Raw genomic sequence first — 12,087 nt, 5'->3', positions numbered from 1 at the left:
ACGGAAGAAGCGGGCCCGCGCGGGGATTCCTTCCGCGCAGGCCCGCTTTTCTGTCGGGTCGGGTCACTCGACGGGGGCCAGGATCACCCAGTCCTCGGCGGGCGCCGACCGGGTGTCGTCGGCGTACACGGCGGTCACCCGGTAGAAGTGGGTGGTGCCGGTCGGGGCGGTGGCGTCCGTGTACGACACGTCCGTGACGGGGTCGGCGGTCAGCTTCTCGTACGCGCCCGCGGTCGGGTTCCACCGTTCGACCAGGTAGCCCGTCGCATCGGCGACCATGTTCCAGGACAGGTCCACCGAGGTGCCGGTGGTGCCCCGGGTCGCGGTGAGCGTGAGCGGGGAGCCTGCCGGGGTCTCGACGGACGGGGTCAGGTCCAGCTCGTAGACGACGGCGACCTCGGCGCTGTGCGTCATCCGGAAGCTGGAGTTGCCGGAGGTGTCCTCGACGTCGACGAAGTAGCACCGCTCCTCACCGTCGGGCAGCCGCTCGTCGGTGTAGGACGTGGTGGCCGCGTCGAGGTACTGGGACGAGGTGCCGCCGTAGCAGACCCGCTCGTCCTCGCCGTCGATCAGCTCTCCGCGGTACACCACGTACCGCTTGAGATCGGGCTCGGTGTTGGCGTTCCAGTGCAGCTCGATGCCGTACTCGGTGGCCTTGGCGGTGAGCCCGGTGACCGGTGCGGGCGGGGTCACGTCCCTGGCGAGCGTGGTGACCTCGACCGTGGCCGAAGGAACCGACTCCCTGCCCGAGTTGTCGTAGGCCTTGATCACGTAGTGGTAGGTGAGGCCGCCGGCCGGGGAGGTGTCGGTGCAGGTGTACTGGAGCCGCCCGTCGCCGAGCGTCTTCCAGGTGGTGCTGCAGCGGATCGGCGCGGCCGACGTGTCCACGGGGAGCGTCTCGGAACGGTAGACGTGGAAGTCGTACACATCGCCGTCGACGGAGTGATCGGTCGTCCAGGTGAAGGTCGCACTGCTGATCCCCGGCGTCGCGACGATGTCCCGCGGCGCCGCGACCGGACGGTAGGCCGCGACGGCGGGGCCGTACGCGGAGGCGCGCCCGGCGCCGTCCACGGCGGCCACCTGGTAGGTCCACTTCTCGGAGCGCTTCACCGTGGTGTCGGTGAAGGCCGTACCGGTGACGGAGCGGACCGACATGTGACCGTGCTGGTCGTCGCGCTTCAGGTTGTAGCGGACCGCGCCCGCGACGGGCTTCCAGGCCAGCACGATCGCGGCGTCCGTGCCCTGTGCGGTGAGGCCGGCCGGAGCGGTGACGGCGATGGTGGTCACCGGCTGGTCGGTACTGCCGGTGGAGACGTTCCCGGCCTTGTCGTAGGCGCGTACCTCGTAGTAGTACGTCCTCCCGGCCTCGGGCGGGAGACCCGCGTACGAGGTCGCGGTGGTCGTCTTCACGAGGGCGAACGTGCTGGATCCCTTGAGCCGGCGGTAGACGCGGTAGCCGGCGAGGTCCATCTCCTTGTTCGCGGACCAGGCCACCTTGGCGTTCGCCGTGGCGTTGTCGAGGACCGCCCTCACGCCGACCGGGCTGAGCGGCTTGACCTTGTCGACGGTGGCCGACGTCCGCGGTGCGTAACCGAATGTGACGTTGGCCGAGCCCGTCCAGTTGACGAAGTCGATGCGCAGGGAGTGCTTTCCGGCGGGGACGGTGACGTTGACCGTCTTCTTCTGGGTGGTGGAGACGTTCTTCCAGATGTCGACCTTGCGCACCCCGTCGACGTACACGCGAATGCCGTCACGGGTTGCCGCGGTGAAGGCGAAGGGGCCGCCGGAGCCGAAGTCCCGGGTCAGGGACCAGCGGACACCGAAGTTGTCCTTCGGCAGGCCGGAGGCGGGGGCGCCGGTGCCCCAGTTCTGGTCGATGACCGAGTCGCAGTCGGTCTTCTTCGGTGTACCGGAGAACGACGTGTTCGCGAAGAACTGCCGCGTGAAGACCGGCGAGGTGCAGCTGGTCGCCGCAGCAGCGGGCGTGGCACTCACGGCGGTGAGCAGACTGCAGGAGGTCGCGGCGACCGACAGCGCGGCGACGCTGCGAAGCCGTCCACGAGAAATGGTGGTCAATGTGTGCATTACCCTTTCAGGCCGAATGACGGGGGAACCTGCGGCCATGTGCAGGAAAGGGCCCGCCGTACTGCACGGCGGACCCTTCCTCGTGGCCCCGGGAGCGGGGCGGGGAACTACTTCGAGAAGCCGTAGTTCATGAGCTTCGTCGCGTCCGCCGTCCGGGTCGTCTCGGAGGTGGACGCCAGGACGGTGCCGATGACCGTCTTGCCGTCACGGGTCGCGGCGAACACCAGGCAGTACCCGGCTATCGCACCGGAACCGGTTTTCACGCCGATCGCACCGGTGTAGCTGCCGAGCAGCTTGTTGGTGTTGGTCCACGACATGTAGCGGTAGCCACCGCTGCTCGTGGTGACCTTCTGCGTGGTCGACTTGGTCTTCACGACCGTGCGGAACGTGGAGTTCTTCATCGCGCTGCTGGCGATCTTCGTCAGGTCGCGCGGCGTCGAGTAGTTCGAGCCATTGCTTATGCCGTCGAACGAGTCGAAGTGGGTGTTCGTCAGGCCGAGGGACTTGGCGGAGGCGTTCATCTTGCCGATGAACGACGTCACGCGGGCCGCGCGGGTGGTGCCGGTGCCGAACTTGTCGGCGAGCGCGTACGCGGCGTCGCAGCCGGACGGCAGCATCAGACCGTAGAGGAGCTGGCGGACGGTGACCTTGTCGCCGACGATCAGGCGCGCCGACGAGGCGCCCTTGGCGACGATGTAGTCGCTGTACGCCTTCTGGATCGTGACCTTGGAATCCAGGTTGAGGTTCGTCTGGGCCAGCACCACCTTGGCCGTCATGATCTTGGTGGTCGAGCCGGTGGCGCGACGGGTGTCCGCGGCCTTCGAGTAGAGGCTCGACGCGGTTCCGTTGTTCATCACGTAGCCGCCCTTGGCGGCGATCGTGGGGACGGGCAGCGTGGCAGCCTGCGCCGTGGAAGCGAAGGCGCTGCCCGCGATGACGGCACCCGCGGTGAGGGCCACGGTGGCAGTGGCGGAAACGCGGTTTATGCCCTTGATGCCGATTTTCAACTTGAACGCTCCAAATGCCCCTGGAATGCGGCCACATGACGGTGCCGCTCGGTGGTGAGACTCACGAGGTGCGTGAATGGATGTGCTTATTCCCGGGTTAATTTCCGGGGTTTTACCGTCCAGATTCCGGACGGTGCCGACGCATGCGTGCATGTTGTATCTATGCTGTGTGCATGCCTGCCGCACCCCCTGCCGTGACGCACCCGCGTACCAAGCAGCCGCCCGCCGCCGAACGCGTCTACACCCACATCAAGCAGGCGGTCCTCGACCGCCGTTACGAAGGGGGCACGCTCCTCACCGAGGGCGACCTCGCGGAGGCCGTCGGCGTCTCCCGTACGCCCGTGCGCGAGGCCTTGCTGCGGCTGGAGGTCGAAGGGCTGATCAAGCTCTATCCGAAGAAGGGGGCCCTGGTGCTGGCCGTCTCCGCGCAGGAGATCGCGGACGTGGTGGAGACCCGGCTGCTCGTAGAGGAGTTCGCCGCCCGCAAGGCCGTGCCCGCCTCGGCGAAGCTGATCGCCCGCCTGGAGGAACTGCTCGACGAGCAGCGGCGGCAGGTGGCGGCCGGGGACCTGGCCGCCGTGTCGGTCGCGGACCGCTGCTTCCACGCCGAGATCGTGCGCAACGCGGGCAACGGGATCCTGTCGCGCCTCTACGACCAGCTGCGCGACCGGCAGCTGAGGATGGGCGTCGCCGTGATGGAGGCGCATCCCGGCAGGATCGCCGCCAACATCACCGAGCACACCGAGCTGCTGGAGGCCATCAGGGCCGGGGACGCGGACGGTGCCGCGCAGGTCGTACGACGCCATGTCGGCCGGGTCAAGGTGCTGGTCCGGGGTGAGGACCGGTGAGTTCTGCCGCCGCGCCCACCCTGTCCCTGCCCGGTGATCCGCCCGGCGGCCGGCGAGCCGCCTGGGTCTGGGGCATCGGCGTCGCCGTCTACTTCGTCGCCATCATCTTCCGCACGAGCCTCGGGGTCGCCGGTCTCGACGCCGCCGACCGGTTCGACGTCAACGCCTCCGCGTTGTCGACGTTCTCCATCCTTCAGCTGCTCGTCTACGCGGGCATGCAGATACCCGTCGGTCTGATGGTCGACCGGCTCGGCACCAAGAAGGTCCTCACCCTCGGGGCCGTCCTGTTCACCGTCGGGCAGCTCGGCTTCGCGCTGTCCCCGTCGTACGGCATGGCGCTGGCCTCCCGGGCGCTGCTCGGCTGCGGCGACGCGATGACGTTCATCAGCGTGCTGCGGCTCGGTGCCCGCTGGTTCCCGGCCCGGCGCGGACCGCTGATCGGCCAGATCGCCGCGCTCTTCGGCATGGCGGGCAACCTCGTCTCCACGCTCTTCATCGCCCGCGCCCTGCACGGCTTCGGCTGGACCGCCACGTTCGCGGGCAGCGCGGCCGCCGGGGTCGTGGTCCTCGTCCTGCTCCTGCTCTTCCTGAAGGACCACCCCGAGGGGCACGAGCCGCCGCCCGTCGAGCACGCGGGCTCCGCCTACGTGCGCAAGCAGATCGCCGCCTCGTGGCGGGAGCCCGGCACCCGGCTCGGGATGTGGGTGCACTTCACCACGCAGTTCCCGGCGATGGTGTTCCTGCTGCTGTGGGGGATGCCGTTCCTGGTGGAGGCGCAGGGGCTGAGCCGGTCCACCGCCGGGGAGCTGCTCACCCTGGTGGTGCTCTCCAACATGGCCGTCGGCCTCGTCTACGGGCAGGTCATCGCCCGCCACCACGCCGCGCGCGCCCCGCTCGCCCTCGGCACGGTCGCGGTGACGGCCGCCGTGTGGGCGTCGACGATCCTGTACCCGGGCGACCATGCGCCGATGTGGCTGCTGATCACGCTCTGCGCGGTGCTCGGCGCCTGCGGACCCGCCTCGATGATCGGCTTCGACTTCGCGCGCCCGGCCAATCCGCCGCAGCGCCAGGGCACCGCATCGGGGATCGTCAACATGGGCGGTTTCATCGCCTCGATGACGACACTGTTCGCCGTCGGTGTGCTGCTCGACGCGACGGGGGACAACTACCGCATCGCGTTCGCCTCGGTCTTCGTCCTGGAGGCGCTCGGGGTCGTACAGATCCTGCGGCTGCATGCCCGCGCCACGCTCCGCGAGCGGAACCACCATGTGATCAGCCGTGTGGAGGCCGTGCACGTGCCCGCGTGACGCCTGCCGTGGCCGGTCGGGCGGCGCGCCCGTCTCTTCACCTCAAGACGGGCGCCGCCGACCGTGCCGTTACGGCGTCACGGCGAAGTTCTGCAGGATCGCCGTCGCCAGCTCCTGGTCGCCCTCGACCTTGATCCGGTCCGCGACCGCCGTCGCCCGCACCCGCCCGCAGGCCAGCCGGACGTACGTCTCCCAGTCCATCGCCAGCGTGACCGCAGGCCCCAGCGACGGTGAACCGTCCACCGAACCACGGCCGTCCGCGTCGACCCTGACCGTGCGGAGGAACTCCAGCGGCCCGTGCACATCGAGCACGATCGCGGAATTGGGCGGCGCGCCCGCGTCCTTGGCGACCACCTTCGGCAGCGCGGCGAGGAGGGTGTCCCGGGTGATGGTGGCGCCGGGGGAGTCGAGGTTGCCGGGCTTGCCCAGCGTCGTCCGCAGATCCTGCTCGTGCACCCAGACGTCGAAGGCCCGCATCCGCAGTGCCAGTTCGAGGGTCTGCTCGGCGCCGAGCGGCGCGCGGGTCATGGTCTCCGGGGCACGCGACTCGTTCCGCAGCTGACGCGAGCGGCGGATGATCGTGTACTCCAGCTCGGAGGTCATCTCGGGTGCGGTGTGGTGGCGCCGCACATCGACCTGCATCTCCATGTAACGGGTGAAGTCGTTCTGTACGTGGTAGAGATCGCGCGGCAGCGTGTGGATCGGCCGCGGATCGCCGAGCTGCTCGCACTCCATGCCGATGATGTGCGAGACGATGTCGCGCACCGACCAACCGGGGCACGGTGTACGGCGATTCCACTCCCCTTCGGCGAGCGGCGTCACCAGCTCGGCTATCGACTCGATGGAGTGGGTCCAGGCATCGGCGTAGGTCTGGAGGCTGGGATGGACGGTCACGGGACCCCTCGTGCGGTTCTGCGGTGCATGGGCTGGACTGCTGGGGCGGTCGGCGGGCGGCGGCTGCGGGCTGCGTGGGAGGTTCGGTCGCTAAGTTACGCTGCGAGCAGGCACCCCGGCAGTGCTTTCGTGTGACGATCGTAGGCCCGTGTTGACGGCTCGAATGCCAGGACGGTGGTAGTGTGCGCGCCTCCCTCATCCAGATCGCAGTAGACCCGGACGAATCCGTCAATTCCCGCAGGGACCGTGCGGCTAACCTGGTCGCGGCCCAGCGCGGTGCCGATCTGGTAGTCCTTCCCGAACTCTGGCCGGTCGGCGCGTTCGCCTACACCGCCTTCGCCGACGAGGCGGAACCGCTCCGGGGACCCACCCACGACCTGATGGCGAAGGCCGCGGCCGACGCCGGGGTCTGGCTGCACGCGGGCTCCTTCGTGGAGCGCGCCGACGACGGCACGCTCTACAACACCTCGCTGGTCTTCACGCCCGAGGGTGAGCGTGCCGCCGTGTACCGCAAGATCCACCGCTTCGGCTTCGACAAGGGCGAGGCGGTGATGATGGGCGCCGGCGAGGACCTGGTCACGGTCGCCCTGCCCCAGACCACGCTCGGCCTCGCCACCTGCTACGACCTGCGCTTCCCCGAAGTGTTCCGCGGCCTCGTGGACGCCGGCGCGCAGACGCTCGTCGTCCCGGCGGGCTGGCCGGAGCGGCGCCGCGCCCACTGGACGCTGCTCGCCCGGGCGCGCGCCGTGGAGAACCAGGCATACGTCCTGGCCGTCGGCACCGCCGGCACCCACGCCGGGGTCCAGCAGGCCGGGCACAGCATCGCCGTCGACCCGTGGGGCGAGGTGCTCGCCGAGGCGGGCGCGGACGAGGAGGTGCTCACCGTGGAGTTCGACCCGGCGAAGGTCGTTGCCACCCGCGAGCAGTTCCCGGCGCTCAAGGACCGGCGGCTCGGTCTCGCCCCGCCGTCGAGCGGCTGCTGACGCATCGGTCGGACCGGACTTCGCACCGCCGCGGGACATCCGTGGGCACACCCGTCGGGCCGGGCCCGGCCCACCGTCGGGCGGGGTCCGGTTTCACGTGAAACGTCCGGTCAGTCGTCGTGCTCCTTGTCCGCGAGCACGATGACGCACACCGACACGGCGATGAGCAGGGCCGCGTCGGCGTCCTCCCGCACGACATCGATGCCGTATGTGTCCCGTACGGTCAGCCGACGCCGTGAGATCCGGGCCAGGAGTTCGCCGTCGTAGTCGATGGCGAACTCGCGGTCCAGGATCTTGCCGCTGACATCGAGTTCGGTGCCGTCGACCAGCGTCACCCGATAGTGGTTGCGCAGCAGCGAGAGCCGCTTCCGCTGGACCCTGGCGAGCTGCTCGCCGTCGCGCTCAATGATCATCGTGTCGTGCAGGCTGAGCAGCTTCTGCCGGATCTCGACCAGGATCCGGCCCTGCGCGTCCTTCAGCTCGAACGTGTCGCGCACCCGCATCGCCTTGCCGTCGACGAGGAAGACCTTGCGCCCGTCCGCGTCCTCGATCCAGTAGTCGTCGCCGACAGTGAACAGTCGCTCACGCACCAGGAATCCCATGGCTCACAGATTCCCCCACGACCCGCCGGAATGCGGACGCTCCACGGTGATGTTGACTGTCCACATGGCAACACGTGCGCGCGTCAGGGCCCCCGAGCTGGTCGGCAAGGGCGGCTGGCTCAATACCGGCAACCAGCAGTACACCCTCGCTGACCTGCGAGGGTGCATTGTCATTCTGGATTTTTGGACATTTTGCTGTGTGAACTGTCTGCATGTCCTGGATGAGTTGCGCGAGCTGGAGGAGAAGCACCGCGACACCGTGGTGATCATCGGTGTGCACTCGCCGAAGTTCGTCCACGAGGCCGAGCACCAGGCCGTCGTCGACGCCGTCGAGCGGTACGAGGTCCACCACCCCGTCCTCGACGACCCCGAGCTCGCCACCTGGAAGCAGTACGCCGTACGCGCCTGGCCGACGCTCGTCGTCATCGACCCCGAGGGCTATGTCGTCGCCCAGCACGCCGGCGAGGGCCATGCCCACGCCATCGAGAAGCTCGTCGAGGAGCTGGAGGCCGAGCACGCCGCGAAGGGCACGCTGCGCCGTGGCGACGGCCCGTACGTGGCGCCCGAGCCCGTCGCCACGCATCTGCGCTTTCCCGGCAAGGCCCTGCTGCTGGCCGACGGCGGCTTCCTGGTCTCCGACACCACCCGGCACCGCCTCGTCGAGCTCGGCCCCGACGGCGAAACGGTGCGCCGCCACTTCGGCACCGGGGACCGCGGGTTCGCGGACGGCGGGCCCGACGAGGTCCGGTTCAGCGAGCCACAGGGGCTCGCCGTGCTGCCCGACGGCCGGATCGCGGTCGCCGACACCGTCAACCACGCCCTCCGCGCCCTCGACCTCACGACCGGGGTGACGACGACCCTCGCCGGCACCGGCCGCCAGTGGTGGCAGGGCTCCCCGACGACCGGCGAGGCCCGCGAGGTCGACCTCTCCTCCCCGTGGGACGTCGCCTGGTTCGCGGACCGGCTGTGGATCGCCATGGCGGGCGTGCACCAGCTGTGGTCGTACGACCCCGAGTCCGGAACCGTGCAGGTCGCCGCAGGCACGACCAACGAAGGACTGGTCGACGGTCCGGCCGACGAGGCCTGGTTCGCCCAGCCGTCCGGGCTTGCCGCCTCGGCCGACGGCGACCGGCTCTGGGTCGCCGACTCGGAGACGTCCGCGCTGCGGTACGTGGACCGGGACGGGACCGTGCACACTGCCGTCGGCACCGGCCTCTTCGACTTCGGCCACCGCGACGGCGCCGCCGACCAGGCGCTCTTCCAGCACCCGCTGGGCGTCACCGCGCTGCCGGACGGGTCCGTCGCCGTCAGCGACACGTACAACCACGCCCTGCGCCGCTACGACCCCGCCAGTGGCGAGGTCACCACGCTGGCCACGGATCTGCGCGAGCCGAGCGACGCGGTACTGGTCGACGGCGATCTCGTCGTCGTCGAGTCCGCCCGGCACCGGCTGACCCGGCTGCGGCTGCCCGAGGAGGCCGTACGCGTCGCCGACCAGGCGCACCGCACCCAGCGCGCGGCCACCGAGATCGCCCCCGGCACGCTCCGGCTCGACGTGGTCTTCCAGGCCCCCGCCGGGCAGAAGCTGGACACCCGCTACGGTCCCTCGACCCGGCTGCTGGTCTCGTCGACCCCGCCCGAGCTGCTGGCGGAGGGTGCAGGGCCCGGCACCGATCTCTTCCGCGATCTGGTCCTGGCCGACGGCGTCACCGGAGGAGTCCTGCACGTGTCCGCGATGGCGGCGTCCTGCGACGACGATCCGGAGAACGAGTACCCGGCCTGCCACGTCCACCAGCAGGACTGGGGCGTCCCCGTCCGCGTGAGTCCGCAGGGAACGCCGCGGCTGCCGCTGGTGCTCGCCGGAATGGACGAGCAGGCCTGACCGGCCGACGGACTCAGAAGTCGTCCGCGCCGTTGCGCAGCTCGTATGTCCAGTAGCCGGTCGCCCACTTCGCCGGGGCGACGGCGATGCCCTCGCTGCCGGGCGTCTTCACGATGGCCATCCGGGCGAGCGTCCGCACCCGGCGCTCCCGTCCCCATGAGCCGCTTACCGGCGCGTTCCCCGGTCCACCGCTGCAGGCGGCCGCGCAGGCGATGGAGGAGTCTTCTGTGGCGGCGCGGCTCACGGCGGTTCCGCGTGACCTCGGGCGGTGATCTCGGTTTCTTTGCCTGGGGAGGGGTATCCATAGCGATGCTGACGGAGGCCCTGTCGCTGTGGCCCGGTTCCGGTGGCTACGGACACCGCACCGAGCAGGCGGAACTCCACTGAAAGAGGCCGGAATTCGGTTCAGAGGCCGCGGCGCTCGTCCTCGGACACGACCGTGGTGCTGGGCGGCACGACCAGCCGACGGCGCCGCGCGATGCTCGCGTAGACGAAGACGCCGATGACGCCGACGATCATCATGATCCAGCCGACCAGGTCGACATTGACGGTGTCCATCTTCCAGTCGGTGGCGAAGGTGAGTACCGCTCCGACGGCGATGAGGATGATGCATCCTCCGAGTCCCATGGGTCACGCCTCCTCGGCGGCCCGGAGGCTCCGGGCCGGTGTACGGATCGCGTACCCGGCCCGGCGACAACCATGTGCGGATCAGCCTGCCAGGAACGACGCCAGCGCGTTCGCCAGCAGATACGGGTCGTCCGCGCCGCACAGCTCACGCGCGCTGTGCATCGACAGGATCGCGACGCCGATGTCCACGGTCTGGATGCCGTGCCGGGCCGCGGTGATCGGGCCGATCGTCGTGCCGCACGGCATCGAGTTGTTGGAGACGAACGTCTGCCACGGCACGCCCGCCTTCTCGCACGCCGCCGCGAACACGGCCCGGCCGCTGCCGTCCGTCGCGTACCGCATGTTGACGTTGACCTTCAGGATCGGCCCGCCGTTCGCGACCGGGTGGTGCGTCGGGTCGTGGCGCTCCCCGTAGTTGGGGTGGATCGCGTGACCGGTGTCGGAGGACAGACAGACGGTCCCCGCGAACGCCCGGGCGCGGTCCTCGTACGTACCGCCGCGGGCGAACACCGAACGCTCCAGCACCGTGCCGAGCAGCGGACCCTCCGCGCCGGTGTCGGACTGCGAACCGTTCTCCTCGTGGTCGAACGCGGCCAGCACCGGGATGTACGGAAGTTCCTCGTCCGGCTGTCCGGCGACGGCGGCGAGCGCGGCGGTCGCCGCGTGCACGGAGAGCAGGTTGTCCATCCGCGGCCCGGCCACCAGCTCACGGTCCCGGCCCAGGTACGACGGCCGCTCCACCGGATGCGGCATCAGGTCCCAGCCGGTCACGTCCTCGGCGTCGACACCCGCCTCCGCGGCGACGAACCGGATCAGGTCGCCCTCCTCGACGTCCCCGAGCCCCCAGATCGGCTGCATGTGCTTCTGGCGGTCGAGCTTGAGGCCGTCGGTGGTGGCCGACCGGTCCAGATGCACGGCCAGCTGAGGCACGCGCAGCAGCGGCCGGTCGATGTTGACCAGCCGGTGCGTGCCGTCGCGCAGCGAGATCCGGCCGGCGAGACCGAGGTCCCGGTCCAGCCAGGTGTTGAGCAGCGTCCCGCCGTAGACCTCGACGGCGACCTGCCGCCAGCCGTACGAACCGGTGTCGGGCAGCGGCTTCACCCGCAGGTTCGGCGAGTCGGTGTGCGCCCCGACGATCCGGAACGGGGTGTGCGCCCCGGCGCCCTCCGGCACGTACCAGGCGACGATCGCCCCGCCGCGCAGCACGTACTTCCCACCGGCGGAGGCGTTCCAGGCCGCGGTCTCCTCGACCTGCCGGAATCCGGCCTTCTCAAGCCGCTCCGCGGCGGTGGCCACGGCGTGGTACGGGGAGGGGCTGGCCATCAGGAAGGCCATCAGGTCGTCGGTGTGACCGCGGTCGAAGCGGAGGGAAGAACTCATGTTCTTCACTGTAACGACGATGGTGCGGGAGAAATCCGGGTAGCGCCGCCCTGGCGTGTGGCTGTCCCGCGGACGAGGCGGAGGCCGCCACGGCCGACGGCTCTCTGCTGTCCTGCGCCTGCTGAGCCCCGGGCGAACAGGGTGGCCAAGGCCTTGACCTCACGGTCGGGCGCAGGCCGGCGGGCCGGGGTTGCCGGTCGTCGATCGCTGTCGGACCGATGTCGATGTCGTACGGGGCGGAGAGCCCCAGCCGGTCGGGGTCGACGCCGGTGGAGACGTACGTCTCGTCGACCGGGTCCAGCTCGTACGTGACGACCATGGGCCGGTCGTGTTCCCCCGGCCATCTCGACGAGCCAGAAGTGTCTGATGCCCGCCCCGGCGTATGTGTGCGGCCTGGTGTCGCGCTCCGCTCCTCGGAGCCGGGCGAGACCACCTCGACCGCGAGCAGGACGTCGGCGGCCTGACAGCGGCT

At 70.1% G+C, this 12,087-nt stretch carries 10 protein-coding genes and 1 pseudogene; 4 read left to right on the top strand and 7 right to left on the bottom strand.

Going from position 1 to position 12,087, the window contains the following annotated elements; all coding sequences use genetic code 11:
- Nucleotides 1-63: 63 nt before the first annotated feature.
- Together AB0I23_RS13595 and AB0I23_RS13590 are read right to left on the bottom strand one after the other, a co-directional pair.
- Nucleotides 64-1,995 (bottom strand): PA14 domain-containing protein, encoded by a 1,932-nt coding sequence (locus tag AB0I23_RS13595; RefSeq protein ID WP_359109391.1) that lies wholly within the window; start codon nt 1,993-1,995, stop codon nt 64-66.
- A gap of 197 nt (nt 1,996-2,192) precedes the next feature.
- Nucleotides 2,193-3,092, bottom strand: a complete 900-nt coding sequence (locus tag AB0I23_RS13590) for a D-alanyl-D-alanine carboxypeptidase family protein (protein ID WP_359109390.1) — start codon at nt 3,090-3,092, stop codon at nt 2,193-2,195.
- 173 nt (nt 3,093-3,265) lie between these two features.
- Between AB0I23_RS13590 and AB0I23_RS13585 the strand changes: the two genes are divergently transcribed.
- Together AB0I23_RS13585 and AB0I23_RS13580 are read left to right on the top strand one after the other, a co-directional pair.
- Nucleotides 3,266-3,940 carry a GntR family transcriptional regulator gene (locus AB0I23_RS13585; protein WP_359109389.1) on the top strand — a complete coding sequence of 225 codons (675 nt, stop codon included), beginning with the start codon at nt 3,266-3,268 and terminating at the stop codon, nt 3,938-3,940.
- Nucleotides 3,937-5,247: an MFS transporter gene (locus AB0I23_RS13580; protein WP_359109388.1), complete on the top strand. Its 1,311-nt coding sequence runs from the start codon at nt 3,937-3,939 to the stop codon at nt 5,245-5,247. Before AB0I23_RS13585 ends, AB0I23_RS13580 begins: the two co-directional genes overlap by 4 nt.
- 69 nt (nt 5,248-5,316) lie before the next feature.
- On the opposite strand, the gene AB0I23_RS13575 is transcribed toward AB0I23_RS13580, so the two are convergent.
- The gene (locus AB0I23_RS13575; RefSeq protein WP_359109387.1) at nt 5,317-6,141 is read right to left on the bottom strand and encodes a maleylpyruvate isomerase family mycothiol-dependent enzyme; all 825 of its coding nucleotides are present in this window, start codon (nt 6,139-6,141) and stop codon (nt 5,317-5,319) included.
- 182 nt (nt 6,142-6,323) lie between these two features.
- On the opposite strand from AB0I23_RS13575, the gene AB0I23_RS13570 reads away from it, so the two are divergent.
- Nucleotides 6,324-7,124: a carbon-nitrogen family hydrolase gene (locus AB0I23_RS13570; RefSeq protein WP_359109386.1), complete on the top strand. Its 801-nt coding sequence runs from the start codon at nt 6,324-6,326 to the stop codon at nt 7,122-7,124.
- A gap of 110 nt (nt 7,125-7,234) precedes the next feature.
- Here the strand turns inward: AB0I23_RS13570 and AB0I23_RS13565 are convergent, their stop codons facing one another.
- On the bottom strand, nt 7,235-7,726 hold the full coding sequence (locus AB0I23_RS13565) for an LURP-one-related/scramblase family protein (protein ID WP_359109385.1): 492 nt from the start codon (nt 7,724-7,726) through the stop codon (nt 7,235-7,237).
- Between the two features lie 64 nt (nt 7,727-7,790).
- On the opposite strand from AB0I23_RS13565, the gene AB0I23_RS13560 reads away from it, so the two are divergent.
- Nucleotides 7,791-9,608: an NHL domain-containing thioredoxin family protein gene (locus AB0I23_RS13560; RefSeq protein WP_359109383.1), complete on the top strand. Its 1,818-nt coding sequence runs from the start codon at nt 7,791-7,793 to the stop codon at nt 9,606-9,608.
- A gap of 13 nt (nt 9,609-9,621) precedes the next feature.
- Here AB0I23_RS13560 and AB0I23_RS13555 read toward each other — a convergent pair.
- From AB0I23_RS13555 to AB0I23_RS13545, 3 genes and pseudogenes are all read right to left on the bottom strand, one after another.
- Nucleotides 9,622-9,729, bottom strand: a pseudogene (locus AB0I23_RS13555) (DUF4232 domain-containing protein); the annotation flags it as partial.
- A 284-nt stretch (nt 9,730-10,013) separates the two neighbouring features.
- Nucleotides 10,014-10,235: a DUF6458 family protein gene (locus AB0I23_RS13550; protein WP_359109382.1), complete on the bottom strand. Its 222-nt coding sequence runs from the start codon at nt 10,233-10,235 to the stop codon at nt 10,014-10,016.
- Nucleotides 10,236-10,316: 81 nt separating this feature from the next.
- Nucleotides 10,317-11,615 (bottom strand): M18 family aminopeptidase, encoded by a 1,299-nt coding sequence (locus tag AB0I23_RS13545; protein WP_359109381.1) that lies wholly within the window; start codon nt 11,613-11,615, stop codon nt 10,317-10,319.
- Between the last annotated feature and the right edge of the window lie 472 nt (nt 11,616-12,087).

It is taken from the genome of Streptomyces atratus (assembly GCF_040655115.1).
Classification (GTDB): domain Bacteria; phylum Actinomycetota; class Actinomycetes; order Streptomycetales; family Streptomycetaceae; genus Streptomyces; species Streptomyces atratus_D.
The sequence above is the reverse complement of the archived record's forward strand: the minus strand, read 5'-3'. Positions and strand labels throughout refer to the sequence as shown.

Excerpts from the sequence above, each read along its gene's own strand:
- AB0I23_RS13565 (WP_359109385.1), bottom strand. The coding sequence starts at position 7,726 with ATGGGATTCCTGGTGCGTGAGCGACTGTTCACTGTCGGCGACGACTAC.
- AB0I23_RS13560 (WP_359109383.1), top strand. The coding sequence starts at position 7,791 with ATGGCAACACGTGCGCGCGTCAGGGCCCCCGAGCTGGTCGGCAAGGGC.
- AB0I23_RS13550 (WP_359109382.1), bottom strand. The coding sequence starts at position 10,235 with ATGGGACTCGGAGGATGCATCATCCTCATCGCCGTCGGAGCGGTACTC.
- AB0I23_RS13545 (WP_359109381.1), bottom strand. The coding sequence starts at position 11,615 with ATGAGTTCTTCCCTCCGCTTCGACCGCGGTCACACCGACGACCTGATG.
- AB0I23_RS13585 (WP_359109389.1), top strand. The coding sequence starts at position 3,266 with ATGCCTGCCGCACCCCCTGCCGTGACGCACCCGCGTACCAAGCAGCCG.